The following is a 26,765-nucleotide window of genomic DNA, read 5'->3' on the forward strand; positions in this document are numbered from 1 at the left end:
GATGACCGACACCCTGGTCTCCGACGCACCCCGGACCGACACCACCGACGCGCCTCCCGGGTCCTTCTCCGTCACGCTCATCATCCGGCGCTTCGACCCGGACGTCGACGACGAGCCGCGCTGGCAGGACTTCGACGTCATGATGCTGCCGACCGACCGCATCCTCGACGCCCTGCACAAGATCAAGTGGGACCAGGACGGCTCCCTGACGTTCCGCCGCTCCTGCGCCCACGGCGTCTGCGGCTCGGACGCGATGCGCATCAACGGGCGGAACCGGCTGGCGTGCAAGACCCTGATCAAGGACCTCGACGTCTCGAAGCCGATCTACGTCGAGGCGATCAAGGGCCTGCCGCTCGAGAAGGACCTCGTCGTCGACATGGAGCCCTTCTTCAAGTCCTTCCGCGAGGTCCAGCCGTTCCTGCAGCCGAAGACGGCGCCCACCCCGGGCAAGGAGCGCATCCAGTCGGTGGCCGACCGCGCACGCTTCGACGACACCACGAAGTGCATCCTCTGCGCCGCGTGCACCTCGTCGTGCCCGGTGTTCTGGACCGACGGGCAGTACTTCGGCCCGGCCGCGATCGTGAACGCGCACCGCTTCATCTTCGACTCGCGTGACGATGCCGCCGAGGTCCGCCTCGACATCCTCAACGACAAGGAAGGGGTCTGGCGCTGCCGCACCACCTTCAACTGCACCGACGCCTGCCCCCGTGGCATCCAGGTGACGAAGGCGATCTCCGAGGTCAAGCAGGCCGTCATGCGGGGTCGCTCCTGACACTCGGGGGCGTCCAAGACTCGACATCGACTCCACCGATAGGCTCCGCTCCATGACGTTCGCGGCCACCCGCCCCATCCTCGACCAGCTCGGCTACACGATCCGCTACGTGCAGCTCCCCGGAGAGACCCTGCACGAGCCGCCGGTCGAGGGCGCGCTCCGCGTGGTCCCGGCCGAGGCGTCCGACGAGTTCGCGCTCGAGGTCGTCGACTACGGCACGGCCCGCCGCCTCGCCACCGCGCGCGGCGAGGAGGACGCGGTCGAGATGCTCCGTCGGTTCCTGAACCGGCCGTTCCCAGCTCCGCGCGACATCGCCCGGCACGAGCTCGACGGGCTCCGTGACCGTGCGGCGTCGACGTACCCGCAGCTGGCGCAGCAGGTGTCGCAGGCCGGCGAACAGGGGCTGACCATCCAGATCCCCGCGGGCGTCCCCGTCGACCGCATCGGTGGTCCGGACGGCTACCTGCTGCACCCTCGACACCCCGCTGCCGAGCCGGTCGCTGCCGCCGCACGTCGCCGGTGTCCCGGAGACCCACCGCTACCTGGTCGAGCGCCCGTTCATGGTGAACGTCCGCTTCGTGCAACCGTGGTTCGAGCAGCCGGGCGGGGCGCTCCGCTTCCAGATCGCCGATCCCACGGTCACCGTCCGCGACCTCGTCGTCGACGGTGCACTGGCTCGACTCCGCGTGGTCTGACTCCGCGCACGACGCAGATCGGCCCGCACCGCGCGTTCGCGCAGTGCGGGCCGATTGCCGTTGTGTGGTGCTACGCCTGGTCGGGACGGTCGTACTGCGCACCGGCCGGGTTCGGCGGGAGGCAGCCGAACACGATCGCGGCGATGCTCACGAACAAGCCGATGATCCAGAGCGCACCCGGCAGGTTCGCGTCGTGGACGCGGCGCCAACCGAGTGCGAGGTTCGGCACGAGCGTCGCGAGCCACCACAGCCCGTAGAGCGCGAGCAGGACGAACGCGAACGGCGACGGCGCCGACGAGCCGACCGTGTTGCCGTACTCGTCGACCTGGGTGTTCGCGGCGATGGACGAGAACAGGATCGCGTAGAACCCGCCGAACAGAACGACGGTGACGATCGCGTTCGCCAGGACCCAGTACCAGTACTCACTGCGGCTGGCGCGCCCGTCGAACCGGGCGTACTTCTTGAAGAACCGGGTGAAGGCGTCGAGGAACCCGGCACCGTAGAAGGGTGCCCACAGCGGCGGAGCTCCGTCGGGCCCGACCGGGATCGGCGGGCCGGCCTGCGGGTACGGGTCGGCGTACTGCTGGCCGTACCCGGGCTGCTGACCGTACTGACCGTACTGACCGGGCTGCTGGCCGTACCCGGGCTGCTGGCCGTACTGGGCAGGCTGCTGGCCGTACTGGGCAGGCTGCTGCCCGTACCCCGGCTGCTGCTGCCCGTACCCCGGCTGCTGCTGCCCGGGGTCGAGCTGCCCCGACGGCTGGTCGCCGCCGGGCTGACCCCACTGCGGTGTGTCGTTGCTCATCGAGCGCCGGTCGGTCGGTCGTAGCGCTCGCCCTGCGGGTTCGAGGGCAGCAGGCCGAACACGATGCCGACGATGCCGACGAAGATCGCGATGATCCACAGGGCACCGGGCAGGTTCGCGTCGTGCAGGCGTCGCCAGCCGAGGGCGAGCGTCGGGATGATGATCGCGAGGCCCCAGAGTCCGAGCAGGATGCCGGCGATCACGAAGAGCGCTGACGGGCTGGTGACGGTCGACTGGACGCTCGCCGAGGTCGCGGTGGACATCGACACCGTCGAGCGCTCCGACGTGGCGAAGCCGATGCCGTACAGGATGCCGAGGACGATGCCGACGATCGCGTTCGCCAGGTACCACCACCAGAACTCGCTGCGGCTCGCGCGGCCGCTGAAGGTCGCGTACTTCTTGAAGAAGCGTCCGACGGCCTTGCCGAAGGAGATCCCGTACCAGGGGGCCCAGATCGGCGGCTCGCCGTTCGGGCCGGTCGCCGGCTGCTGGCCGTACTGCGGCGTTCCGTTGTACGGGTTCGGCTGGCCGCCCGGCTGCTGGCCGGACGGGTTCTGCGGGTACTGGTCACTCACGGTGTCCCCCTCGATCGTTGGCTGGTAGTCGGGTCCGAGTCAACCAGAACCGTCGCTGGGCCGCCGCTCGCTACCCGCGGTGGGGTTCGTCGTACCGCTGCCCCTGCGGGTTCGAGCCCATCAGACCGATGATCAGGGAGAACAGGACGCCGAGTGGCGGGATGATGAAGAGGAAGGCGAAGTACCCGCTCAGGTTCACGTCGTGCAGTCGTCGCACCGTCAGCGCGATGAAGCCGAGGGCGCAGGCCAAGGCCCACAACCCACTCAACCCGTTCGACGCATCGTCGAAGAACGGCAGCACGTTGAAGAACCCACCGACGATGCCGGTGGCCGCCGAGCCGATGACGTACCAGAGTGCCCAGAACCAGAACTCCGACTGGCTCGCGCGGCCGTCGAACCGGACGTACCTCTTCCAGAACCGCGGGAACGCCTGCACGAACGGGATCCCGTACCAGGGTGCCCACAGCGGGGCTGGCGCTGACCGGTCGGCTGCTGGCCGTACGGTCCGGGCTGCTGCCCGTACGGTCCGGGCTGCTGCCCGTACGGTCCGGGCAGCTGGCCGTACGGATCCTGCGGCGGGTACTGGTCACTCACTGGTTCGTTCCTTCCGGGGGCCGACTGCGATCACCGACGAGTCTGGCAGCGACACCGACCGGACGCGTCCCCCCAGCGGAGGACAGCACAGCGACAGCACAGCGACAGCGCTCCGACCGGCTCAGGGCACCAGCGCGAGCTTGCCGCCGGGGTGCCCGGACTCCAGCAACTCCGCGGCCGCCGTCGCCTCGGCGAGCGGGAAGGTCCGCGCGACCGGGACCTCGAGCTGGCCGGCCCCGGCCAGGTCGATCAGTCGCTGCCGCACCGAGTCGCGGAACGCCTTGCTCGCTGGCTGCGCCCCACCGACGGCCGCGAACCCGGCCTCGGCGGCGCGCGCCGGTGCCGCGATCGTGACGATCCGGTCGCGGTCCGCGACCACCGCGAGCGAGACGTCGATGGCCTCGTCGGTGCCCACGCAGTCCAGTGCCACGTCGATGCCGGAGGGTGCGAGCGACCGGACCCGTGCCTCCAGTCCCTCGCCGTACGCGACCCACTCGCCGCCGAAGCGTCGCACGACGGCCGCACCGCGCTCGGAGGCGGTGCCGATGACGCGCGCGCCGAGCAGGCGGAGCTGCTGCAGCAGGCTGACGCCGACTGCACCGGAGGCGCCGTGCACCAGCACGGTGTCGCGCCCGCGGCACGGGTGACGCGCAGCATGTCCGCGGCGGTGGTGCCCGCGAGCAGCAGGTTCGCCGCCTCGGGGAAGTCGAGCCCGACGGGCTTCGCGAAGACGTCCGCTGCCGGGACGGTGAGGGACGACGTCCAGCCGCCGGCGACCCGGAACGCCAGGACCTCGTCGCCGACCGCTCCCCCGCCGGACGCGATGGTGGTGTCCGGTCCGAGGGCGGTGAGCACGCCGGCGACCTCGTAGCCGACGAGCACTGGCAGGTCGGACAGGTCGCCCTGCCGCGTGTGCTTCGTGTCGGCGGGGTTCATGCCGGCGGCCCGGACCGCGATGGTGACCTCGCCGGGTCCGGGTGCGGCGACCTCGGTGTCCACGAACTCGAGGACCTCGCTGCCGCCGAACCGTGGAGCCACCCAGTGCTTCGTCATGCGCTCGACGTTACGCCCCGAGCCGCCGACGCCGTGCGCGGAGCGTCCGTGCACGGAGCACCATCACGGCGATGCCGCCGAGCAGCATCGCGCCCGCCGCGGCGAGCGGGATCGTCGGGTCGCTGCCGGTGAAGGCCAGTTCCGTCGTGCCGCCGCCGGTGGCGCCGCCACCGACCACCGGGACCGCCGGAGCTGTCGACGTGGATGCGGTGGGTGCGGGAGCCGACGCGGTCGGCGTCGCCGTGGGTGCCGGTGCGCGGACGGTCACGACGTAGGTCTCGGTGTCCGGCGGTGCCGTGCCGTTGTCGACCGTGATCGTCACCGTCGTGGTGCCCGGCGTGGTGGGCGTCCCGGAGATGACACCCGTGTCCGGGTTGATCGTGAGGCCCGGGGGCAGGGTCCCGCCGTCGGAGTACGTGGGTGCCGGGTTGCCCGTCGCGGTGACGGGGAACGAGTACGGCGTGCCCGCAGTGGCGTCGGTCGGCGTGCCCGAGGTGATCGTCGGTGCGACGCTCTCGGACGGCGTGCCGGCAGCCGGGCAGTTGGTCGGACGGGTGATGGTGTTGTCGTCGAGCGTCACCGCCGCGTTCCGGGCGAGCAGTCGGCCCACGACCGTCGCACCCGTCGTCGCCGTCACGGACTGGTCCGCGAGGACGGTGCCCCGGAACTGGGCGGCGCTACCGATGGTCGCGGAACTACCGACCTGCCAGAACACGTTGCACGAACTGGCGCCACCGGTGATGACGATCCTCGTGCCGGACCCGATCGTCAGGGTCGACGCGGCCTGGAACACCCAGACCGAGTCTGCGCTGCCGGCCAGGGTCAGCTGGCCGGTGTTCGCGAGCTGCAGCGTGTCGCCGTTGTAGACGCCCGGGCTGAGGCTGAGCCCGTTGAGCTCCTGGAGCCCGGTCCGTGTCGGCGTCAGCGAAGCGGCCACGTTGTACGCGGTCGTGGTGTCCGACTGGGCCTGCGCGGCCGCGGCGTCGGTCTGGTGCACGGTACCGTTCACGGTCCCGTTGCCGGTGCCGCCGAAGCCCGTGATCGAGGTACCGGGCGAGACCCGAGGTCACCGTTGACCACGGTCGGCCCGGTGTTCGTCACGGTCTGGGCACCGAGGACGCCGTAGCTCGCCGCGGTCCCGAGACCGACGGGGCCGACGATGATGGTGGCGGCCGACGCGGCCGAGGAGGCGCCGAGCGCGAGTACCGCGGCCAACCCGATCCCGGTACTGACGACGACGATGGAACGGAAGATGGGCGATCTGGCCACGGAGGCCCCTGCCTGAGATGGCGAAGAGCCGATCGGACGTCGGAGACGCCCGGCGTTCACCGTGTCCCGAGTGTGTGCTGATCACATGCGTTCTGCGCTCCGGACTCCCAGGTTCGCCCGGATCAGCCGATGGTGGACAGGATCAGTGCGATCCGGAGCCGGATCCCGGTTCGGTATCGTCCTTCCATGCCGCGCGCCGCGATCGTCGTCAACCCGTCCAAGGTCGACCTACGGGTGCTCCGCAACACCGTCGCGGCCGAAGCGGGCCGGAACGGCTGGGATCCCACGACGTGGTTCGAGACCGCGGCGTCCGACGACGGCCGTGCCGCCGCGCTCGATGCGCTCGCCACCGCGCCGGACGTCGTCCTGGTCGTCGGTGGCGACGGCACACTGCGCGTCGTGGCCGAGGTGCTGCACGGCTCCGGCGTGCCACTGGCCGTGCTCCCCGTGGGGACCGGGAACCTGTACGCCCGGAACCTGCGCATCCCGCTGAACGACGTCGCCGGATCGGTCCGTGCCGCCTTCACCGGGACGGATCGACGGGTCGACCTCGCGTTCGCCGACCTCACCGACCCGCACGGCACGACGACGCACCACGCCTTCCTGGTGATGGCCGGCATCGGGCTCGACGCGAACATGGCGGCCAACACCAACGCGCGGCTGAAGAAGCGGTTCGGGTGGCTCGCGTACTCCGACCCGATCATGCGGTCCGTCATCGGCAACCGGCAGGTCGACCTGCGGTACCGACTCGACGGCGGTGACACCCGCACGATGCAGGCGCACACGGTCATCGTCGGCAACTGCGGCACCCTGACCGCTGGTGTCCTGCTGCTGCCCGCCGCGAAGCCGGACGACGGGGTGCTCGACGCGGTCGCGTTCCGCCCCGGTCGGACGGTCGGCTGGGCCGGCGTCGGCTACGGCCTGTCGCTGAACCGCTTCTTCCACCGGACCGGGTTCGGCCGGTTCCTGTCGTGGCTCATCCCGGCCACCCGGACGCTGCGGTACACGAGCGCACGGGTCCTCGACCTCGAGCTGGACCAGCCCGAGCAGGTCCAGCTCGACGGCGACCCGTTCGGCACCGTGGTGGCGGTGCGGCTGACCGTGGACCACGGCGGACTCACCATCCGGGTGGGGCCGTCGCGGTGACCACGTGAAGACGGGAGGCCCGGTGCCAGCTGGCACCGGGCCTCCCGTCTTCACCGAGCCACGTCGAGAGCGTCAGCCGCGCGCGACACGCACCCGGTCCGCGAACGCTGCGTGCAGCGGGTGCTCCGCGGCGAGGCCGGTGATCTGCGTCACCACGTCGGCATCGGACGCGTCCGAGGCCAGGAGCGCCTGCAGCTCGACGCTCTGCTCGTCGTCGGCGACGTCGAAGCGGAGCGCCGCGCCCATCGCGTCGAGCAGCGCGGTCGGCTCGGTGCCGTCCTCGGCCAGCGCCGCGGCGGGCGAGACGAAGCGCTCGTCGCGCGACAGCTTGCGGAGCGGCTGCCGGCCGACGCGTGTCACCGTGTCGGGCAGGTGCGGGTTCTCGAACCGGGTGATGATCGCCTGGACGTAGGCGCGGTGCACCTCGGGGTCGAGTTCGTGGCGGCGGACGAGCAGGTCGCTCGTCTCGGCCAGGACGGACTCGACCTCGGAGCGCACGGCGGGGATCGCGATGGCGTCGGAGATCTTGTCGGCCCCGGCGACGAAGCCGTGGTACGCGACGGTCGCGTGCCCGGTGTTCACCGTGAAGAGCTTCCGCTCGATCGAGGCAGCGAGCCCGTCGACGTAGTGCGCGCCGGGGATCTCCGGCTCGTCGCCGCCGAACGGCGTGCGGTCGATGGCCCACTCGAAGTAGGTCTCGACGGTGACGTCGAGGCCGGCGCCCTCGGGCTGGGCCGGCACGATGCGGTCGACGGCGGTGTTCGCGAAGACGGCCTTCGCGAGCGCCGCGTCACGGCCCTCGGCCGGGAGCGCGTCGACGATGAACTCGCGCAGACGGTCCGTGGCGTTCAGCGCGTTCTCGCACGCCATCACCGCGATGGGTGCGGCGTCCGCGTCGCGCTGCTGGAGCGCCCGCGCGATGACCGGGGCGATGAACTTCAGGACGTTCGGACCCACGGCGCACGTCACGATCGCGGCAGCGGCGATCTCGGCGACGACGCCGTCCTCGTCCTGCGCGCTGTTCAGGGCGCGGAAGTTCGTGACCTCGTGGTCCTCGGCGCCGGTACCGACCTCGTGCACGGTGTACGAGTCGGCGGCGGCGAGGGCGTCGATGAGCGGCGCGGCGACGTCGGCGAAGACGACCTCGTAGCCCGCTTCGTGCAGGAGCAGGCCGACGAAGCCGCGGCCGATGTTGCCGGCACCGAAGTGGACGGCGGTGCCCCGGTCGGTGGTGCTCACTCGTTGACCTCGCCGAGGATCGACAGGATCGCGCTGGTGTCGGCCGCGTCGGTGAGCTTCTGGACCTCGTCCTCGTCGGAGAACACGATCGCGATCTTGGACAGGATGTCGAGGTGCTCGTTGTTCACGCCGGCGATGCCGACGACGAAGCGCACGGGGTTGCCGTCCCAGTCGATCGGGCTGGCGTAGCGGATGAACGACAGCGCGGACGACTTGATGGCGTCCTTCGCGTCGTTCGTGCCGTGCGGGATGGCGAGGAAGTTGCCCATGTACGTGGACACGCTCTTCTCACGCTCGAGCATCGCCGGGTAGTAGTCAGCGGTGACCGCGCCCGCAGCTTCGAGGATCTCGGCCGCCTCCTTCATCGCCTCCGACTTGGTCGGCGCGGTGTCCTCGGTGTGGATCCGGATCTGGCTCTCCTGCAGGACGGGCATCGTGGTTCTCCTTGGTGTTCGAGGACGTGACGGAGGGGACGGGGATGTCCCCGTCCCTCCGATACTGCACTTCGTTACTGGTGGTGGCGTTACTGGTTCTTGAGCTGGTCGACGACCTGGTCGTACTGCGGCGCGTTCATGAAGTTGCCGACCGACACGTGCTGCGCGTTCGGGTTCTTCTGCTTGGCGCGGTCCGTCAGTTCTTCCTGCGTGATGATCAGGTCCTCGTCACCGGACAGGTTCGCGATCGCCTTGTTGGTGACCGTGACCCCTTCGATGCCCGCCTTCTTGATCTTGTTGCGCAGGACGCTGGCGCCCATGGCGCTCGACCCCATGCCGGCGTCGCAGGCGAACACGAGGTTCTGGACCTTCGTCGCGGTGGCGGTGGTGCCGGCGGCGGCTGCCTCTTCCGAGTTGGCCGGGGCGGTGCCGCCGAAGAGCCCTGCGGTCGCGGCGTTCGCGTCGCGGCCCTTGGTGGCCTGCATCTTGTCGAACGCTGCGGTCATGTCGCCGCCGCCGTTGGCGAGGTCGCGCTTGCGGCTGGCCAGCAGGAAGAACGACGCGACTGCGAAGGTGACCGCTGCGGACAGGACGACCGACAGGATGACGCCGACGTAGCTGTCCTTCGCCGTCGCCGTCAGCACGGCGAAGATCGATCCGGGCGATGCCGGGGCGACCAGGCCGGAGCCGAACAGGACGTTCGTGCCGACGCCCGTCGCACCACCGAGGATGACGGCGATGAACAGGACCGGCTTCTGCAGCACGTACGGGAAGTAGATCTCGTGGATGCCACCGAAGAACTGGATGAGGATCGCACCGGGAGCGGTCGAGCGGGCGATGCCGACACCGAAGAAGGTGAAGGCGAGCAGGATGCCCAGACCGGGGCCGGGGTTCGCCTCGAGCAGGAACAGGATCGACTTGCCGGAGTCCTGCACCTGCTGGGCGCCGAGCTGGTCGAGCACACCGTGGTTGATGGCGTTGTTCAGGAAGAACACCTTGGCCGGCTCGATGATGACGCTGGCGAGCGGCAGCAGCGAGTGCTGGACGAGGAAGTTCACCGCGTCGCCGAGGCCCTCGGCGATGAGCTTGAACAGCGGGGCGAGCCAGAAGAACCCGACCATCGCCAGCCCGAAGCCGAGGATGCCGGCCGCGTAGTTGTTGACGAGCATCTCGAAGCCCGGCTTGATCTTGCCGTCCCAGATCTTGTCGATCTGCTTGATGAGGTACGCGCCGAGCGGCCCGCAGATCATCGCGCCGAGGATCATGATCGTGCCGTTGGCGCCGAGGATGACACCCATCGCCATGATCGAGCCGACGACGGCGCCGCGGGTCTCGTAGATCATCCGGCCGCCCTGGAAGGCGATCGCGAGCGGGATCAGGTACGTCAGGATCGGGCCGACGAGACCGATGTTGGCCACACCGTCCGTCTCACCGAACCCGCCGAGGATCCCGACGGGGTCCATCCGGTCTCGATGAAGAAGGCGGTGATCAGGCCCCACGCGATGAAGATCGCGATGTTGGGCATGACCATGCCGGAGAGGAACGTGCCGAACTTCTGAACGGCGACGCGTGCGCCGCCCCGCGACTTCGCGGGTGCGTCGGGCGCTGCAACGGACGACGTTGTCATGTGCGGTGACTTTCTGTGTGGTGGAGCTGCTGCTGGTGCGGACGGGGTGTTGGGGATGGTGCGGCTCAGACGGCGTGCGCGGCCGCCGCGGCGGACTTCGCAGCCGCCGCCGTGGACGCGGCGAGTGCCGCCTGGGCCATCTCGCGGGCCTGCTCGAGCGTGTGCTGACCGAGTTCGGCGCGCACGTCGGCCAGGGCCGCGGGGGTCATGGAGAGGGTGGTGGCGCCGAGGCCGACGAGCACGACGGCGAGCAGCGGGTCGGCTGCGGCCTCACCGCAGATGCCGACGGGCTTGCCCGCGTCGGCACCGGCCACTCCGAGCTGCGCGACGAGGCGCAGGACGGCGGGGTGCCACGGGTCCTGGTACGACGCGACGGTGCCGAGCATGCGGTCGGCGGCCATCGTGTACTGGGTCAGGTCGTTCGTACCGATCGACACGAAGTCCGCGTTCTGGAACACCTGTTCGGCCATCAGGGCGAGCGAAGGCACCTCGGCCATCACGCCGGCGGTGCGGATGCCGAGCTCGCGGGCCAGGGTGACGAAGTACTCGGTCTCCTCGGCGTCGGCGACCATCGGCGCCATGACCCAGAGGTCGGCCTCGGTCGCGGCGTCCGCCTGGGCCAGTGCGACGAGCTGGTCGCGCAGCACCTCGGGGTGGTTGCGCAGCGCACGGAGCCCGCGACGGCCGAGCGCCGGGTTCTCCTCGTCCTTGTCGGTGAGGAACGGCAGCGGCTTGTCGGCACCGGCGTCGAGCGCGCGGACGACGACCTTCTTGCCCGGGAAGGCGGCGAGGAGCTGACGGTAGGACTCGGTCTGCTCGTCGACGGTCGGCGCCTTCGGCGAGTCGAGGAAGAGGAACTCGGTGCGGAAGAGCCCCACGCCCTCCGCACCGAGAGCAACGGCGCCCGCGGCGTCGGCGGGGCTGCCGAGGTTCGCGAGCAGGGGCACGACGTGGCCGTCGGCCAGGGCACCGGCGGTGAGCGGTGCGGCGGCCGCGGCGAGCCGGTCGGCGATGCGCTGCTCGACGTCGGCCACCAGGGCCTCGGACGGCTCGGTGACGACGGTGCCGGCGACGGCGTCGACGACGATCGGCTGCCCGTCGGCCAGGTCGTCGGCACCGGTGACGCCGACGATCGCGGTGATGCCCTTGGCGCGGGCGAGGATCGCGGTGTGCGAGGTCGGGCCGCCGTCGCGGGTGACCAGCGCGAGGACCTTGTCGAGGTCCAGCAGTGCGGTGTCGGCCGGAGCGAGGTCACGGGCGACGAGGACGAACGGGGTGTCCGACTCGGGGACACCGGGGGCGTGCACGCCGCGGAGCTTCGCGATGATGCGCTGGGCGACGTCGTCGAGGTCGGCTGCGCGCTCCCCCATGTAGCCGCCCATGCCGACGAGCAGGTCGCGGAACTGCGCGAACGCCTCGTACACGGCGCGTTCCGGGTTGGTGCCGCCGTCGATGCGCGTGTGCACGTCGTCGAGGAGGGTCGGGTCTTGCGCCATGAGCGCCTGCGCCTCGAGCACGGCCTGGGCGTCGCCGCCGGCGAGCTGTCCGCGCTTGTTGAGGTCCTCGGCCACCGCGGCCAGTGCGTCGTGCACGGCCTGCTTCGCGTCGTCCGCCGAACCGGTCAGGGCGTCCTTCGACGGTTCGCCGAGCGGGTCCGCCATGCGGAGCACGGGGCCGTGGGCGACGCCACGACCGACGCCGGTGCCGAGCAGTTCGGACATTCGAGACTCCTTCATCTCACACGCGCTTGCGGTGGGGTGTTCGTTCGGTGCGCGCACGGCTGAGACGGGACCTCGCCGGTGCGGCTGAGCAGCACACTACCCCGATCCGCGTTGACAAACAAACACATCCGGGGATAAAAATGCAGAAACAGATGCCCGTTTGCGTCTGGCGGCCAGCCGCTCCGGCTCGGTTCCGTCAGGTTCGTGCCCGGTCATGTCCGTTCCGTTCCGACCAGGAGACGACGAGGTCCGATGTACGCACCAGAACGCCACCAGCGCATCGTCGAGCAGGCGCGCGCGCAGGGGCGGGTCGACGTCAAGGACCTCGCCGAGCTGCTCGAGGTCACTCCAGAGACCATCCGCCGCGACCTGACGAGCCTGGAGCGCCGCGGGCTGGTCCGACGCGCCCACGGCGGCGCGATCCCGGTCGAGCGCATCACGATCCACCCCGGCGTCGGCGACCGCGGCGGCATCAACCAGGCCGAGAAGATGGTCATCGCCGAGGCCGCGCTCGAGGAGCTGCCGGAGAACGGCTCGATCATGATCGACGCCGGCACCTCCACCATCTGCCTCGCCGAGATGCTGCCGACCGACCGCGGACTCACCGTCGTCACGCACTCCCTTCCCGTCGCGATGGCCGTCGCGAACCGGCCGGGCATCGACCTGCACCTGCTCGGCGGCAACATCCGCAGCGACTCCCTGGCCGGCGTCGGCACGTGGACGCACCAGCTCATCGGCATGGTGAGCGTCGACGTCGCCTTCGTGAGCATCAACGGGATCACCCCGGAGCGCGGCCTGACGACCCACAACATGGCCGAGGCCGCGGTGAAGTCGGCGATGATCAAGTCCGCCCGCCGGAGCATCCTGCTCGCCGACCACACCAAGTTCGGCCGTGAGGAGTTCGGCCGCGTCGCACCCCTCGCCGCCATCGACACGATCATCACCGACCCCGCCGTCAACCTCGACCTGGTCCGCGAGGTCGAGGCCGCCGGCACCGAGGTGTTCTGGCCCGGTCGACCCTGACCGCTCGCCCGACCCGCCCATCCGGCGCTCGCTAGCATGAGCGCACCACCCATCGACAGGAGTACATCGATGTCCGAAGCCACCCGCACCGTGACCGTCGCCAGCGCGTCCGGCCTGCACGCGCGCCCCGCGTCCCTCTTCGTCCAGACCGTGACGGCCTCCGGCCACCAGGTCACGATCGCCAAGGGCGACAAGTCCGGCAACGCCGGCAGCATCCTCGCCCTGCTCGGTCTGGGCATCGAGAACGGTGACGAGGTCAGCCTCACCGTGACCGGCGACGACGCCGAGACCACCGCCGACAGCCTTGTCGAGTTCCTGCAGACGGACCACGACGCGGCCTGACGCCGCACTGCGACGGACGGGAGGCACGGTGCCAGCTGGCACCGTGCCTCCCGTCCGTCGTGCGGCGGCCCCACCGCCGTGCCCCCGCCTGCCCCGCCCGTCTGGCCCGCCCCGGGGTTCCGAAATCTCGTCATCTCGGCGTCCCCCACGTCGGTCTGTGGAACCTCGGCGGACGGCACGCGGCGAGTCGTGGAACCTCGAACCGGCGCGGTCCAGGGCTGTCGGCGCCCGCCGATAAGGTGGTCGGCATGACACGCCTGCGCCTCGCATCCGTCAACGTGAACGGCGTCCGCGCCGCCTTCCGCAAGGGCATGGGCGACTGGCTCGCCACCCGCGACGTCGACGTGCTCGCCCTGCAGGAAGTGCGTGCGTCGAGCGAGGACCTGGCCGGTCTGCTCGGCGACGAGTGGGACATCGTGCACGACCCGGCGACCGCCAAGGGCCGGGCAGGCGTGGCCATCGCCTCGCGACACTCCGCCCAGATCCACCGCGTCGCCCTCGGACCGGACGAGTTCGACTCCGCCGGCCGCTGGCTCGAAGCCGACTACGAGATCGGCGGAACCACGGTCACGGTCGTGTCCACCTACGTGCACTCGGGCGAGGTCGACACCCCCAAGCAGGACGAGAAGTGGAAGTTCCTCGACGCCATGACCGAGCGGCTGCCCGCCCTCCGCGCGCACAATCCGCTCGCCGTCGTCGTCGGTGACCTGAACGTCGGGCACGACCAGCGCGACATCAAGAACTGGAAGGGCAACGTCAAGCGAGCGGGCTTCCTGCCGCGCGAGCGTGCCTACTTCTCGCGCTTCTTCGGTGCCGACGGCGAACCGGTCGAGGGCGCTGACGGCTCGACGGGCCCGGGGCTCGGCTGGGTGGACGTCGGTCGTGCGCAGGCCGGCGACGTCGAGGGGCCGTACACGTGGTGGTCCTGGCGCGGCCAGGCGTTCGACAACGACACCGGCTGGCGCATCGACTACCAGATGGCCACGCCCGACCTCGCGGCGAAGGTCACGGAGTACACGGTCGACCGCGCCGCGGCGTACGACCAGCGATGGTCCGACCACGCCCCCGTGGTCGTCGACTACGAACTCTGATCCCCACTCCTTGCGCTCCACCTGACCCACAGGAACACCACCATGACCAAGACCCGCATCTTCTCGGGCATCCAGCCGTCCGCCGGCTCGCTGCACCTCGGCAACTACGTCGGGGCGCTCATGCAGTGGCGCGACCTGCAGGACGACTTCGACGCCATCTACTGCGTCGTCGACATGCACGCGATCACCTCGCCGCAGGACCCGGCCGAGCTCCGCGCGAGCACCCGGGCGACGGCCGCGCAGTACATCGCGTCGGGCATCGACCCGACGAAGTCGACGCTGTTCGTGCAGTCACACGTGCCGGCCCACGCCGAGCTCGCCTGGGTGCTCAACACCCTCACCGGGTTCGGTGAGGCGAGCCGGATGACACAGTTCAAGGACAAGTCGGCGCGGCAGGGGTCCGAGGCCGCGTCGGTCGGGCTCTTCACGTACCCGGTCCTGATGGCCGCCGACATCCTGCTGTACGACACCAAGGTCGTGCCGGTCGGCGACGACCAGCGCCAGCACGTCGAGCTCACCCGCGACCTCGCCGGACGCTTCAACTCGCGGTTCGGCGACACGTTCGTCGTGCCCGAGGCCCGGATCGGCACCGAGACGGCGCGCATCTACGACCTGCAGGACCCGACGAGCAAGATGAGCAAGTCGGCGGCGTCCGACAGCGGCCTGATCCGGCTGCTCGACGACCCGAAGCGCACCGCGAAGAAGATCAAGTCGGCCGTCACCGACGACGAGCGCGAGATCCGCTCCGACCGCCAGGCGAAGCCGGGCGTGACGAACCTGCTCGCGATCCTGTCCGCCTTCAGCCGGACCCCGTCGCCGAGCTCGAGGCATCGTTCGCGGGCAAGGGCTACGGGGACCTCAAGGGCGCGGTCGCCGACGCCGTCGTCGCCGAGCTCGAGCCGGTACGCACCCGCACGCTCGAGCTGCTCGACGACCCGGCGGAGCTCGACCGACTGCTCGCCGTCGGCGCCGACCGTGCCGAGTCCATCGCGCAGGAGACCCTGGCGCGCGTGTACGACCGGATCGGGTTCGTCCCGCGCTCGCGCGGCTGACCGTGCTGCCGGTCACGCTGGAGTCCGCCCGGGTCCGACTCGACGTCCCGACCCGGGCGGACACCGCGGCGATCACCGACGCCTGTCAGGATCCGGACATCGTCCGCTGGACGACGATCCCCACGCCGTACCGCGAACAGGACGCACGGACCTTCGTCGACGCCCTGGTCGGACCCGGCTGGGCGTCGGACCGCGAGTACACCTGGGCGATCCGTCGCCGCGGGTCGACCTGGCTCGAGGGATCATCGGCTACCGCACCGCCGGCCGCGACCTCGGCTTCTGGCTGGCGCCCTCGGCCCGCGGTGCCGGGTTGATGCACGATGCGGTGGAGCTCGTCGTGGACTGGGCGTTCGAGGACGGTGCTCCGGACGTCTACTGGGAGTGCTACGAGGGCAACACGGCGTCGGCCGCGGTCGCACGCAGCGCCGGGTTCTCGTTCACCGGCGCCGGGCCTGCACGGATCCCCGGACGCGACGGCGGACCGACGACCGCCTGGACCGCCCTGCGCCGGGCCGACGGCGCGCCCGCATCGGACCTCCCGTGGCCCGACGCTCCGTGACACAGCGCCCCGTGACCCGTCCCCGCATGACGCCGCGTTCCCGACGATGACGCGTCACCGATCCACCGCCGGTAGGCTCGATCCGTGAGCGACACGGCACGACCCACCGAGGTCCGGGCGATGCGCCGCGGGCTCGAACTCGCGGCGCTCGGGCCCGTCGTGGGCGACCACGCACGGGTCGGCGCCGTGATCCTCTCCCCGCCGGCGACGTCCTCGCCGAGGGGTGGCACAAGGGCGCCGGAACCCCGCACGCCGAGGTCGACGCGATGGCGAAGGTCGATCCGGCACAGCTCCGCGGCGCGACGGCCGTCGTCACCCTCGAGCCCTGCAACCACACCGGCCGCACCGGCCCCTGCGCCGTCGCCCTGATCGAGGCCGGGGTCGCCCGTGTCGTGTACGCGATCGACGATCCGGGCGCGGACGTGCACGGCGGCGCCGACCGACTCCGCGCCGCCGGGGTCGACGTCGTGTCCGGTGTGCTCGCCGACGAGGCCGAGGCGTTCCTCGAACGGTGGCTCCTGTCGGTCCGCCTCGGACGCCCGTGGGTGACCGTGAAGTGGGCCTCGAGCCTGGACGGCCGCGCCGCGGCTGCCGACGGGACGAGCAAGTGGATCACCGGCGCCGCAGCCCGACAGCACGTCCACGAGCAGCGTGCCGCGCACGACGCGATCCTGGTCGGCACCGGCACCGTGCTCGCCGACGACCCGAGCCTGACCGCTCGGGGTGACGCGGGCGAACTCCTCGCCGACCAGCCGCTCGCGGTCGTGCTCGGTGACCGCGCCGTCCCCGACGACGCCGCGGTCCGTCGACACCCCCGTGGGCTCGTGACGCTGCCGGGGCACGACCTCGCCGCGTCGCTCGCCGCCCTGCGTGGGCACGGCGTGCACTCGGTGTTCGTCGAGGGCGGCCCCACCGTCGCGTCCGCGCTCATCGCCGCCGGGCTCGTCGACGAGTACCTCGTGTACGTCGCCCCGATCCTGCTCGGCGGACCCCGGGTCGCCCTCGACGACCTCGGGGTGGGAAGCATGTCCGGGCGTCGGCGGTTGGACGTACTATCGACCACCAGCCTGGGCCCTGACCTGCTGGTCCGAGCCCGACCGCAACGCAGCGCGACAGCGCAGCCGCAGCCATCGCCACCACAGACGGCGCCACCACAGACAGCGCAGCAGCAGACACCGCAGCAGCACGACGCAGCACCCGGGTTCGGAGACGACGGGCCCACGAACGACCGGAGCACCCCATGACCGACGCGCTGACCTCCTCCACCCCGGGCAGCCCCGTCCAGTTCGAGGTGTCGACGAACGTCCCCACCACCCACGGCACGTTCCAGATGCGCGCCTACCGCGACCTCGTGACCGGCGCGGAGCACGTCGCGATCATCGGCGCGCTGCCCGACGGGTCCGCCCCGTCCGACGGCGCCCTGGTCCGCGTGCACTCCGAGTGCCTGACCGGCGAGGCGTTCGGCTCGCTGAAGTGCGAGTGCGGGCCCCAGCTCGACGCCGCGCTCGACACCATCGCTGCCGAGGGCGGAGTGGTGGTCTACCTGCGCGGGCAGGAAGGGCGCGGCATCGGGCTCATCAACAAGCTCAAGGCCTACCGACTGCAGGAGGACGGCCTCGACACGCTCGACGCCAACCTGGCGCTCGGGCTGCCGGCCGACTCCCGTGCGTACGGGGGCGCCGCGGGCATCCTCGCCGAACTCGGGATCACCCGCGTGCGACTGCTCTCGAACAACCCCGAGAAGCGTCGCCAGCTCGAGGAGCACGGCATCACCGTCGAGTCGCTCGTGCCGCTGGTCGTCGGCGTCTCGGCGCAGAACGCCGGGTACCTCGACACCAAGCGCGATCGGATGGGGCACCAGCTGCCCGCACACCTGGAAGCCGGGGCGGGCGCCGGCGCAGGAGCCGCCAGCTGACTCTGGGCTGATTCGCAGGTGGGCGACATCTGTCGTACGATGTTGTCTTCCGTCACAAGCGGTCCCCCACCAACCGAACGCACCCGATCGGTGCCCGCGCCACCCTGCGCGAACCGATCGGTGTCCGCCGTTTCGGGTATCCGTGCTCCCTGCCAGGAGCGCGCACCACGGAAGACCACACGACACCCATGACCGCCGCACCGGCACCAGCAACCCCGACCTCAGCTCCGGCACCAGCAGGCAACCCGCGCTCGCGCGTCGTCATCGCCAGCCTCGTCGGCACCTCGATCGAGTTCTACGACTTCTACGTCTACGCGACGGCCGCGGTCCTCGTCTTCCCGACGCTGTTCTTCCCGAACGAGGACCCCACGGCATCGCAGCTGTCGTCGTTCGTGACGTTCGCCCTCGCCTTCTTCGCGCGGCCGATCGGGTCGATCATCTTCGGGCACTTCGGTGACCGGGTGGGCCGCAAGACCACCCTCGTCGCGTCGCTGCTCGTCATGGGCACCGCGACGTTCCTGATCGGCTGCCTGCCGACCTTCAGCACCATCGGCGTGTGGGCGCCGGTCCTGCTCGCCGTGATGCGCTTCGCCCAGGGCGTCGGCCTCGGCGGCGAGTGGTCCGGTGCGGCACTGCTCGCCACCGAGAACGCCCCCAAGGGCAAGCGCGGCGTCTTCGGTTCGATGCCGCAGCTCGGCGCACCGATCGGCTTCCTGCTCGCGAACGGCCTGTTCATCGCGATCAACGCCGCGATGCCCGCCGGTGCCGACGGCACCCCGAACGCCGACTTCCAGGCGTGGGGCTGGCGCATCCCGTTCCTGCTCTCCTCGGTCCTGGTCATCGTCGGGCTCTACGTGCGCTTCAAGCTCGTCGAGTCGCCGGTGTTCCGCGGCGTGCAGGAGTCCGGCACGGTCGCGAAGATCCCGCTGGGCCGGGTGTTCCGCACCTCGTGGAAGGCGCTCATCGTCGGCACGTTCGGCATGGTCGCGACGTACGTCCTGTTCTACTTCATGACCACGTTCACGCTGTCGTACGGCACCACCGGTGCCGAGGCCGGTCCGCTCGTCCCGAAGGTCGGCCTCGGCTACAGCCGCGGTGAGTTCCTGACGCTGCTCATGATCGGCGTCGTGTTCTTCGGCATCTTCACCCCGATCGCCGGCATCCTGGCCGACAAGTTCGGGCGCCGGAAGACCCTCATCCCGACCACGATCGGCATCGCGCTGTTCGGTCTGACGTTCCAGTTCTGGTTCGCGGCGTCGCAGGGTCCGATCACGGTGGTGACGTTCCTGATCGTCGGGCTGTCCCTGATGGGGCTGACCTTCGGGCCGATGGGTGCGCTGCTGCCGGAGCTGTTCCCGACGAACGTCCGGTACACCGGCTCGGCGATCGCGTACAACGTCGCGTCGATCCTCGGTGCCTCGCTCGCACCGACGATCGCCCTGGCGCTGTGGCAGGCCGACGGCAACATCTTCCTGGTCGGGCTGTACCTGACGATCGCCGCCGTCGTGACGCTCGTCGCGCTGCTCTTCGTCCGTGAGACGAAGAGCAAGGACTTCACCGACGCCTGAGGCGTCACCACGGACGGACGGGAGGCCCGGTGCCAGCTGGCACCGGGCCTCGTCCGTCCGCCGTCGCGTCCACCGCACGGCGCGACCCTGTCCGTCAACTCAGGTTGACAGTTATCGGCACGTCAATGTAGGTTGACAGCCATGGACCGACCGACCATCACGAGCCTCGCGGCCGGAGCCTCCGGGGACGACCCGTTCTCCGCCCTCGCCAACGTGCGCGAGCTCCGCCGTGAACTCGACCGGACCGAAGAGCTCGCTGCCCGTGCCGCCCGCAACGCCGGGGCGTCGTGGCAGGAGATCGCGACCCTGCTCGGTGTCAGCCGACAGGCAGTGCACAAGAAGTACGGCAGAAACTAGGAACACGATGAGTCTCCCCTTCGCGCGCCCCAAGAAGACCGACGGCCCCCGCGCCACCTTCGGCCGCCTGTTGTCCTACCTGTTCGAGAACAAGCCGGCGATGGTCGTCATCATCGTGCTGAGCATCCTCGGCGCCGGGGCGTCGCTCGCGCAGCCGCTGCTCGTCAACCAGGTCGTCACGGCGGTGCAGCAGGGCAACACGCTCAGCACGCTCGTCTGGCTGCTCGTCGGCCTCGTCCTGGTCGCCGGCGTCCTGAACGGTGTGCAGCACTTCCTGCTGCAGCGTGCGGGCGAGGGCGTCGTGCTCTCCACGCGCCGCAAGCTCATCGCCCGCATCCTCAACCTGCCGATCTCGGAGTTCGACACCCGTCGCACCGGCGACCTGGTGTCCCGCGTCGGCAGCGACACCACGCTCCTGCGCGCCGTCCTGACCCAGGGCCTGATCGAGTCGATCGGCGGCGCCCTGACCTTCATCGGCGCGATCATCGCGATGGCGATCATCGACCCGCTGCTGCTCGTGATCGTGGTCGTCATCGTCCTGGTCGCGATCGTGGTCGTCGGCGGACTGAGCCGGCGCATCCGGGTCGCGTCGAAGCGTGCGCAGGAGAAGGTCGGCGACCTGACCGCGGCCGTCGAGCGCGGCATCGGCGCCGTCCGCACCATCCGCGCGGCCGGTGCTACCGAGCGCGAGGTGCACGAGGTCGACGGACACGCGACCGAGGCCTACCAGCGCGGCCTCGACATCGCGAAGATGTCCGCGTTCGTCGTGCCGGTCGCGAGCATCGTCATGCAGGTGGCGTTCATCGCCGTGCTCGGCGTCGGCGGGGCCCAGGTCGCCGCGGGCACCATCACCATCGCCACGCTCATCACGTTCATCCTGCTGCTCTTCATGATGATCATGCCGCTCGGCCAGGCGATGGGTGCGGCCGTCGCGGTCGCCCAGGCGCTCGGTGCGCTCGGCCGGATCGAGGAGATCCTGCACCTGCCGACCGAGGCGCAGGACGACGCCGCTGCGCGCCCCGCCGCCGCGGTCGCCTCCGACGACGCCATCACGTTCGAGCACGTCACGTTCCGGTACGCGGCTGCAGCGGATGCGTCCGGTCCGGACGGCGCCGTCGCGTCCGGCGCGGTGGATCGACCGGGAGGCCCGGATCGGCTCGCCGACGAGCGTCCGGCCGACGACGTGGTGCTCCACGACGTGTCGTTCCGTGTTCCCCGCGGCTCGCGGGTCGCACTCGTGGGCCCGTCGGGTGCTGGCAAGTCGACGACCCTCGCCCTGATCGAGCGGTTCTACGACCCCACCGACGGCGTCATCCGGCTCGGTGGCATCGACGTCCGGGGCATGGACCGCCAGGAGCTCCGCGCCCAGATCGGCTACGTCGAGCAGGACGCCCCGGTGCTCGCCGGCACCATCCGAGCAAACCTGCTGCTCGGTTCGCCGGACGCGACCGAGGACGACTGCGTCCGCGTGCTCGAGGCGGTCAACCTCGGCGAGGTGCTGCACCGTGACCCGCGTGGGCTCGATGCCCAGGTCGGCGAGGACGGCGTGATGCTCTCCGGCGGCGAGCGTCAGCGGCTGGCCATCGCCCGCGCCCTGCTCGCCGCTCCCCGATCCTGCTGCTCGACGAGTCGACGTCGTCGCTCGACGGCGTGAACGAGCAGAAGATGCGGCTGGCGATCGACGCCGTCGCCGAGGACCGCACCCTGCTCGTCATCGCGCACCGGCTGTCCACCGTGGTGGACTCCGACGTCATCGTCGTGCTCGAGCACGGCCGGGTCGTCGGCGCCGGCACGCACTCCGAGCTCGTCGAGTCGACGCCGCTCTACCGCGACCTGGCGAAGCACCAGCTGCTGGTCTGAGCCCCGCCGTCGGGCCCGTTCAGGCGGCGAACGGGTCCGGGGTGAGCACGTACACGGTCTCGAGGTACTCCTCGATGCCCTCGTGCGAGCCCTCGCGGCCGAGGCCGGACGACTTCACCCCGCCGAACGGGAACGCTGCGTTCGACACGACGCCGGTGTTCAGCCCGAGCATCCCGGTCTCCAGGCGTTCGGCGAGCCGCTGCCCGCGCGGGAAGTCCGTCGTGAACGCGTAGGCGATGAGCCCGAACTCGGTGTCGTTGGCGAGCCGGATGCCCTCGTCCTCGGTCGCGAAGCGCGTGATCGACACGACCGGTCCGAAGATCTCGGTCGTCAGGATGTCCGAACCCGGCTGCACGTCGTCGAGCACCGTGGGCGCGTAGTAGGTGCCGGGCCGCTCGACGCGGTGTCCGCCGGTGACGAGCCGCGCGCCGCGGGTGACCGCGTCGTCGACGAGTCCGGCAGCCTTGTCCACTGCACGGTCGTCGATGAGCGGCCCCATCGTCGTGCCGTCCTCGGTGCCCCGGCCGATGCGGAGCGCGTCGACCTTCGCAGTGAGGGCGGCCACGAACGCGTCGGCGATGCCGTCCTGCACGAAGAACCGGTTGGCGGCCGTGCAGGCCTCGCCGACGTTCCGGAACTTCGCGAGCATCGCAGCGGTGACGGCAGCGTCGAGGTCGGCGTCGTCGAACACCAGCAAGGGGGCGTTGCCGCCGAGCTCCATGCTCGTCCTGAGCACGTTGTCCGCCGCCTGCTTGAGGAGCGCGGACCCGACCGGCGTCGATCCGGTGAAGGTGAGCTTGCGGAGGCGGCGGTCGGCGATGATCGGCTCGGACAGGCCCTTGGCGTCAAGGGACGGCACCACGTTGAGCACGCCGTCCGGCAGCCCGGCACGGCGGAACAGCTCGACCAGGAACAGCGTGGTCAGCGGCGTGAGCTCCGCCGGCTTCACGACGACCGTGCAGCCGGCCGCCAGTGCGGGGCCGATCTTGCGGGTCGCCATGGCGAGGGGGAAGTTCCACGGGGTGATCGCGTAGACCGGGCCGACCGGACGCTTCAGGACGATCGCGCGTCCGGTGCCCTCGGGGTTGGTGCGGTAGTCGCCGCCGATGCGGACGGCCTCTTCCGAGAACCAGCGGAGGAACTCGCCGCCGTAGACCACCTCGCCGCGGGCCTCGGCCAGGGGCTTGCCCATCTCGAGCGTCATCAGGGCGGCCAGGTCGTCCTCGTGCGCGCGGACCAGGTCGAACGCGCGGCGGAGGACGTCGGAGCGCTGGCGCGGTGCGGTGGCCGCCCACTCCTGCTGTGCGGCGACCGCGGCGTCGAGCGCGGCGATGCCGTCCTCAGGGGTGGCGTCGGCGACCTCGGCCAGCACGTCGCCGGTCGAGGGGTCGCGGACGGCGAACGTCGCGCCGCTCGTCGACGGGCGCCAGGACCCGCCGATGAACAGGCCGGTCGGGACGCCGTGCACGGTGACGTGCTCGTCGCCCACGGTCGTGGTGAGGTCGCCGGTCGTGGTGCTCGTGTCGGTGCTCGTCTCGGTGTCGGTCTCGGTGTTGGTCTCGGTCACAGCTGTGCTCCTCCGGGGTTCGCGAGCCCCTCGTCCATGTCGCTGCGGTCGACGTGCCCGCCGGCCGCTCGGATGTCGTCGAGCGCGCGGGCACTGCGCTCGTCGTCGACGCCGGCCACCAGGTCCTCGTAGACCGCGACGTCGATGCCGGCAGCGCGGGCGTCGAGGGCCGAGGCCCGGACGCAGTGGTCGGTGGCGATGCCGACGATGTCGACGGAGTGCACCCGGTGCTCGGTCAGGATCTCCGGCAACGGCACGCCCGACTCGGTCCGGGCCTGGAACGCCGAGTAGTCCGGCGTGCCCTGGCCCTTGAAGACGTCGACGTCGATCGGCTCGGTGTCGAGCTCCGGGTGGTACTCGGCGCCCGGTGTGTCGGCCACGCAGTGCACGGGCCACGTGTCGACGAAGTCGGGGCCCTCGGGTCCGGCGAAGTGTCCGCCGTTGTCGTCGTCGCCGTGGTGCCAGTCGCGGGAGCCGACGATCAGGTCGTACTCCTCGGCGTGCCGGCCGAGGAACGCGCTGATCCGTTCCGCGAGGGCCGCGCCCCGGTGACGCCGAGCGCACCGCCCTCGGTGAAGTCGTTCTGGACGTCGACGATGAGGAGAGCCCGTGCCATGGGCCCATCCAACACCCGGTGACTCAGGAGTCGGTGAGCTTGCTCCCGCACGAGTAGGCCTCAGCGGTCACCGCGTCGAGCGCCGGCAGCGCGGCCGCGCGCGACGACCCGATGGCGTAGAACGCGAAGGTCAGGCGCGATCCGTCCGCGGCGTCGATGTACCCGCCGAGAGTGTTCGCGCTGTCGATCCACCCGGTCTTCGCGTGCACCTTGCCGCGGGCGACGGCGTTCGCGCCGGTGAAGCGGCTGGCGAGGGTGCCGGACTGGCCCGACACGGGCAGGGCGTTCGCGAGGGTGCCGAGACCCTTCGCACCGGCGGCGACCTGCACCATGAGGTGGGCGACGAAGTTCGGCGACACCGCGTTGACGGCGCTCTCGCCCGAGCCGTCCTTGATGACGATGCCGGCCGGGTCGACGCCGTAGGAGCCGAGCGCCGACCGGTACACCGAGGTCAGCGAGGCCGCCGACCCGTTCGAGCCGGACTCCTTCGACGACACCCGGGCGAGCATCTCGGCGAGGGTGTTGTCCGAGTTCGGGATCATCTGCCCGATCAGCGTCGACACCGGCTGCGACGAGACCGTCGCGATGGTGTTCGTGCTGGTCGTGGCGCGCTTGACGATCTGTGCCGACCCGGCCCCGGCGACCCCGGCGTTCGCCAGTGCCGTCCGGAACGCGGTGCCCGCACGGCCGACCGGGTCCTCGGACCGGGGCGAGGTCGCCGCGGCCGGGTTCGCCCGGTCACCGTCGACCATGAGCGCCGTGACCTTCGGCTGGTACCCGATGGTGCGCTCGGACACCGGCCACGTGGGGTCCCACGCGTCGGCGTCGCTCCAGTACGTGTCATCGGTCACGATGGTGGTGACGGGGGTGTTGCCGACCTTCGCCTTGACCTGCTGGGCGAGCTGCGCGAGCGTCGGGGCCCCCGGGTAGACCGTGCCGTTGCCGGCGGACAGCGTGGCGTCGCCGTGCCCGACCAGCGCGATGGTCCCGCCGGACTCCTGCGTGACGGTGGTCGGGATGCGGTGGTCGCCGCCGAGCACCGCGAGCGCCGTCGCCGTCGTCAGGGTCTTCATGACGCTGCCGGTCTGGGCGGCCTTGTCGCCGTCCTTCGAGAACAGGACCTCGCCGGTCTTCGCGTCCATGACGTACCCCTCGAACGCGCCGAGACCGCTCGCCGACGCCGCACCGGCGATCGAGCAGGTACGCAGCGCGGACGGGCCGGCCGGGTCCTTCGGCACGGCGCGGGCGTCCGGGGTGGGTGTCGGCGTGCTCGTCGGTCGCTTCGTGGTGGCGGTCGACCGGCTCGGGGTCGAGGTCGCGCGCGACGTGGTCGCCGGCGCGGCCGTCGTACCCGTGTCCGGTGTCATCGCGGCGGCGACCGCGACGGCCCCGCCCGAACCGACCACGAGCAGGGCTGCGAGCCCACCGGCGATCCAGGGCACCGGGCGGCGCACGGCGGAGGCGCGCGCGGCTGCGACGGCGGCGCGGACACGCTCCAGTACGGAAGGCGGGGTGGGCTGCTGCTCGGACATCGCGACCGATCCTACGGAACTGCGGCAGGAGCCTCCAGGCCGGATCGTCCCGATGTGGACGACGCGGCCCGGATCAGGGCGCTGTTGAGGGGTCGTCCGCGGGGTAGTGCACGCCGACCTGGCGGCGGGCCTCGTCCATGACGGCCATGATCGCGACCGACTGTTCGGCGTCCATCGGACCGCCCTCGTGCACGCCGGACGTGACCATCGCCTCGAACGCGCGCGCCTCGTGGCCGTAGCCGGCGAGCTCCTCGCGCGCGTCGAACTCCTCGACCACGACACCGTCGCGGTCGCGGATCCGCCAGGTCGTCGGGGTGTACCAGGTCGAGTCGACGTCGATGCGCCCCGCTTCCCCGATGACCGAGGCGGTGTTCGGACTGCGCACGTCCATCCCGAAGTGCACCATCGACTGCGCGCCGCCCTCGTGCGTCAGGACCATGCCCATCTGCGTGTCGACGCCCTGCTCGCTCAGCGTGCCGGCCGCGACCAGCGAGGTGGGCACCCCCAGCACGTCGACGGCGAAGGACACCGGGTACACGCCCAGGTCCAGCAGGGCTCCACCGCCGAGGGCCGGATCGCGCAGCCGGTGCGACGGGTCGGTGGGCAGGGCCTGGTGGTGCGTCGCCTCGACGAGCACCGGCCGGCCGATGCGCCCCTCGGCCAGGACCTCGCGGATCATCGCCATCTGCGGCAGGAACCGGGTCCACATCGCTTCGGTCACCGCGACACCGGCTCGACGGGCGGCATCGACCACGGTCCGTGCCTCGGCCGCCGTCATCGTGAAGGCCTTCTCGACGAGGACGTGCTTGCCGGCGCGGATCGCGAGCAGGGCGTCCTCGGCGTGCCGGACGTGCGGGGTCGCGACGTACACGGCGTCGACCGTGTCGTCGGCGACGAGGTCCTCGTAGGAGCCGTGCGCCCGTGGGATGCCGAACTCCGCCGCGAACGCCTCGGCACCGTCGCGGGTGCGGCTGCCGACCGCCGTGAACTCGATGCCCGCGGCGACGCAGTCGCCGACGAAGGACCGGGCGATGCCGCCCGTGCCGATGACTCCCCAGCGAACCGTCATGGGGCCATGTCTACCAGGACTGGCCGCAGCACTTTGGTATGGACTCCACGGGTGATTGCCAGCTAACGTGCTGCGAGATCCCCCATCCGGGGGTCACTCCTCCCCGAGTCGAAGGTGTGCAGGTCTTCCATGCGCCGTTCCGTCCTCTCCGTCGTCGCCACCAGCGCCGCGATCGTCCTCACGTCCACCCTCGTCGGCGGTCCGGCCAGCGCACACGGGTGGGGCGACCCAGGACACGGACCGGGGCCCTCGGCCGACGCCGGCCTGACGCCGCGGACGCACTT

At 71.1% G+C, this 26,765-nt stretch carries 25 protein-coding genes and 6 pseudogenes; 14 read left to right on the forward strand and 17 right to left on the reverse strand.

From position 1 onward, the window contains the following. Position 1: 1 nt before the first annotated feature. Entirely contained in the window at positions 2-772 is a 771-nt protein-coding gene (locus tag ACZZ0J_RS05700) for a succinate dehydrogenase iron-sulfur subunit (RefSeq protein WP_463435389.1), read from the forward strand. Here the strand turns inward: ACZZ0J_RS05700 and ACZZ0J_RS05705 are convergent. Continuing rightward, entirely contained in the window at positions 753-1,244 is a 492-nt protein-coding gene (locus tag ACZZ0J_RS05705) for a hypothetical protein (RefSeq protein ID WP_463435391.1), read from the reverse strand. The genes ACZZ0J_RS05700 and ACZZ0J_RS05705 overlap by 20 nt on opposite strands. On the opposite strand from ACZZ0J_RS05705, the gene ACZZ0J_RS05710 reads away from it, so the two are divergent. Continuing rightward, positions 1,219-1,467, forward strand: coding sequence for a TNT domain-containing protein (locus tag ACZZ0J_RS05710; protein ID WP_463435393.1), 249 nt, complete (start codon positions 1,219-1,221; stop codon positions 1,465-1,467). The genes ACZZ0J_RS05705 and ACZZ0J_RS05710 overlap by 26 nt on opposite strands. A 70-nt stretch (positions 1,468-1,537) precedes the next feature. On the opposite strand, the gene ACZZ0J_RS05715 is transcribed toward ACZZ0J_RS05710, so the two are convergent. From ACZZ0J_RS05715 to ACZZ0J_RS05745, 7 genes and pseudogenes are all read right to left on the reverse strand, one after another. After that, complete coding sequence (locus ACZZ0J_RS05715) at positions 1,538-2,272, reverse strand: DUF805 domain-containing protein (protein ID WP_463435395.1); 735 nt, start codon at positions 2,270-2,272, stop codon at positions 1,538-1,540. Continuing rightward, positions 2,269-2,847, reverse strand: coding sequence for a DUF805 domain-containing protein (locus ACZZ0J_RS05720; RefSeq protein ID WP_123292176.1), 579 nt, complete (start codon positions 2,845-2,847; stop codon positions 2,269-2,271). Before ACZZ0J_RS05720 ends, ACZZ0J_RS05715 begins: the two co-directional genes overlap by 4 nt. Before the next feature lie 70 nt (positions 2,848-2,917). Beyond that, entirely contained in the window at positions 2,918-3,283 is a 366-nt protein-coding gene (locus tag ACZZ0J_RS05725; protein WP_463435397.1) for a DUF805 domain-containing protein, read from the reverse strand. Between the two features lie 279 nt (positions 3,284-3,562). Next, positions 3,563-4,057, reverse strand: coding sequence for a zinc-binding dehydrogenase (locus tag ACZZ0J_RS05730; RefSeq protein ID WP_463435398.1), 495 nt, complete (start codon positions 4,055-4,057; stop codon positions 3,563-3,565). A 170-nt stretch (positions 4,058-4,227) separates the two neighbouring features. After that, positions 4,228-4,494: pseudogene (locus ACZZ0J_RS05735) on the reverse strand (alcohol dehydrogenase catalytic domain-containing protein); the annotation flags it as partial. A gap of 10 nt (positions 4,495-4,504) precedes the next feature. Then, positions 4,505-5,503: an ice-binding family protein gene (locus tag ACZZ0J_RS05740; RefSeq protein WP_463435399.1), complete on the reverse strand. Its 999-nt coding sequence runs from the start codon at positions 5,501-5,503 to the stop codon at positions 4,505-4,507. Further along, on the reverse strand, positions 5,500-5,763 hold the full coding sequence (locus ACZZ0J_RS05745; protein ID WP_463435401.1) for a hypothetical protein: 264 nt from the start codon (positions 5,761-5,763) through the stop codon (positions 5,500-5,502). Before ACZZ0J_RS05745 ends, ACZZ0J_RS05740 begins: the two co-directional genes overlap by 4 nt. Positions 5,764-5,949: 186 nt before the next feature. Here ACZZ0J_RS05745 and ACZZ0J_RS05750 point away from each other — a divergent pair, with 186 nt between their 5' ends. Continuing rightward, positions 5,950-6,909, forward strand: coding sequence for a diacylglycerol/lipid kinase family protein (locus ACZZ0J_RS05750; protein ID WP_463435403.1), 960 nt, complete (start codon positions 5,950-5,952; stop codon positions 6,907-6,909). Between the two features lie 72 nt (positions 6,910-6,981). On the opposite strand, the gene ACZZ0J_RS05755 is transcribed toward ACZZ0J_RS05750, so the two are convergent. The 5 genes from ACZZ0J_RS05755 to ptsP form a co-directional block, all read right to left on the reverse strand. Further along, positions 6,982-8,148, reverse strand: a complete 1,167-nt coding sequence (locus ACZZ0J_RS05755; protein WP_463435405.1) for a mannitol-1-phosphate 5-dehydrogenase — start codon at positions 8,146-8,148, stop codon at positions 6,982-6,984. Further along, entirely contained in the window at positions 8,145-8,582 is a 438-nt protein-coding gene (locus tag ACZZ0J_RS05760) for a PTS sugar transporter subunit IIA (protein WP_027466426.1), read from the reverse strand. The genes ACZZ0J_RS05755 and ACZZ0J_RS05760 overlap by 4 nt, the downstream gene beginning before the upstream one ends. Before the next feature lie 89 nt (positions 8,583-8,671). Further along, positions 8,672-10,045 (reverse strand): PTS mannitol transporter subunit IICB, encoded by a 1,374-nt coding sequence (locus ACZZ0J_RS05765; RefSeq protein WP_463435408.1) that lies wholly within the window; start codon positions 10,043-10,045, stop codon positions 8,672-8,674. Then, on the reverse strand, positions 9,967-10,209 hold the full coding sequence (locus ACZZ0J_RS05770; RefSeq protein WP_463435410.1) for a hypothetical protein: 243 nt from the start codon (positions 10,207-10,209) through the stop codon (positions 9,967-9,969). Before ACZZ0J_RS05770 ends, ACZZ0J_RS05765 begins: the two co-directional genes overlap by 79 nt. A 65-nt stretch (positions 10,210-10,274) precedes the next feature. Further along, positions 10,275-11,930 (reverse strand): phosphoenolpyruvate--protein phosphotransferase, encoded by a 1,656-nt coding sequence (ptsP, locus tag ACZZ0J_RS05775; protein ID WP_463435412.1) that lies wholly within the window; start codon positions 11,928-11,930, stop codon positions 10,275-10,277. A gap of 252 nt (positions 11,931-12,182) precedes the next feature. Here ptsP and ACZZ0J_RS05780 point away from each other — a divergent pair, with 252 nt between their 5' ends. The 11 genes and pseudogenes from ACZZ0J_RS05780 to ACZZ0J_RS05830 all read left to right on the forward strand — a co-directional run bounded on the left by ACZZ0J_RS05780 (position 12,183) and on the right by ACZZ0J_RS05830 (position 21,697). Continuing rightward, on the forward strand, positions 12,183-12,953 hold the full coding sequence (locus ACZZ0J_RS05780; RefSeq protein ID WP_111086639.1) for a DeoR/GlpR family DNA-binding transcription regulator: 771 nt from the start codon (positions 12,183-12,185) through the stop codon (positions 12,951-12,953). Between the two features lie 69 nt (positions 12,954-13,022). Continuing rightward, positions 13,023-13,295 (forward strand): HPr family phosphocarrier protein, encoded by a 273-nt coding sequence (locus ACZZ0J_RS05785; RefSeq protein ID WP_111086640.1) that lies wholly within the window; start codon positions 13,023-13,025, stop codon positions 13,293-13,295. 248 nt (positions 13,296-13,543) lie between these two features. Continuing rightward, positions 13,544-14,386 (forward strand): exodeoxyribonuclease III, encoded by an 843-nt coding sequence (locus ACZZ0J_RS05790; protein ID WP_123292347.1) that lies wholly within the window; start codon positions 13,544-13,546, stop codon positions 14,384-14,386. Positions 14,387-14,428: 42 nt separating this feature from the next. Next, positions 14,429-15,438, forward strand: a pseudogene (gene trpS, locus ACZZ0J_RS05795) (tryptophan--tRNA ligase). A 2-nt stretch (positions 15,439-15,440) separates the two neighbouring features. Further along, positions 15,441-15,752, forward strand: a complete 312-nt coding sequence (locus tag ACZZ0J_RS05800; RefSeq protein WP_463435416.1) for a GNAT family N-acetyltransferase — start codon at positions 15,441-15,443, stop codon at positions 15,750-15,752. Continuing rightward, positions 15,683-15,997, forward strand: a complete 315-nt coding sequence (locus ACZZ0J_RS05805; RefSeq protein ID WP_463438146.1) for a GNAT family N-acetyltransferase — start codon at positions 15,683-15,685, stop codon at positions 15,995-15,997. Before ACZZ0J_RS05800 ends, ACZZ0J_RS05805 begins: the two co-directional genes overlap by 70 nt. A 120-nt stretch (positions 15,998-16,117) precedes the next feature. After that, positions 16,118-17,241: pseudogene (gene ribD / locus ACZZ0J_RS05810) on the forward strand (bifunctional diaminohydroxyphosphoribosylaminopyrimidine deaminase/5-amino-6-(5-phosphoribosylamino)uracil reductase RibD). A 29-nt stretch (positions 17,242-17,270) separates the two neighbouring features. Further along, a pseudogene (ribA, locus tag ACZZ0J_RS05815) lies at positions 17,271-17,912 on the forward strand (GTP cyclohydrolase II); the annotation flags it as partial. A gap of 188 nt (positions 17,913-18,100) precedes the next feature. Beyond that, the gene (locus ACZZ0J_RS05820; protein WP_131881370.1) at positions 18,101-19,480 is read left to right on the forward strand and encodes an MFS transporter; all 1,380 of its coding nucleotides are present in this window, start codon (positions 18,101-18,103) and stop codon (positions 19,478-19,480) included. Positions 19,481-19,621: 141 nt separating this feature from the next. Next, positions 19,622-19,837, forward strand: coding sequence for a helix-turn-helix domain-containing protein (locus tag ACZZ0J_RS05825; RefSeq protein ID WP_123292166.1), 216 nt, complete (start codon positions 19,622-19,624; stop codon positions 19,835-19,837). A 7-nt stretch (positions 19,838-19,844) separates the two neighbouring features. Then, positions 19,845-21,697, forward strand: a pseudogene (locus ACZZ0J_RS05830) (ABC transporter ATP-binding protein). Between the two features lie 19 nt (positions 21,698-21,716). Here ACZZ0J_RS05830 and ACZZ0J_RS05835 read toward each other — a convergent pair. The 4 genes and pseudogenes from ACZZ0J_RS05835 to ACZZ0J_RS05850 form a co-directional block, all read right to left on the reverse strand. Next, a complete protein-coding gene (locus tag ACZZ0J_RS05835) occupies positions 21,717-23,186 on the reverse strand; it encodes an NAD-dependent succinate-semialdehyde dehydrogenase (protein ID WP_463438147.1) in 1,470 nt (489 codons plus the stop codon). Between the two features lie 74 nt (positions 23,187-23,260). Then, positions 23,261-23,880 (reverse strand): annotated as a pseudogene (locus ACZZ0J_RS05840) (isochorismatase family protein). 23 nt (positions 23,881-23,903) lie between these two features. Continuing rightward, complete coding sequence (gene dacB, locus ACZZ0J_RS05845) at positions 23,904-25,412, reverse strand: D-alanyl-D-alanine carboxypeptidase/D-alanyl-D-alanine endopeptidase (protein WP_463435420.1); 1,509 nt, start codon at positions 25,410-25,412, stop codon at positions 23,904-23,906. Positions 25,413-25,485: 73 nt separating this feature from the next. Then, positions 25,486-26,481, reverse strand: a complete 996-nt coding sequence (locus tag ACZZ0J_RS05850) for a Gfo/Idh/MocA family protein (RefSeq protein WP_463435422.1) — start codon at positions 26,479-26,481, stop codon at positions 25,486-25,488. Between the last annotated feature and the right edge of the window lie 284 nt (positions 26,482-26,765).

The sequence above is a fragment of the Curtobacterium sp. AC272 genome (assembly GCF_979258155.1).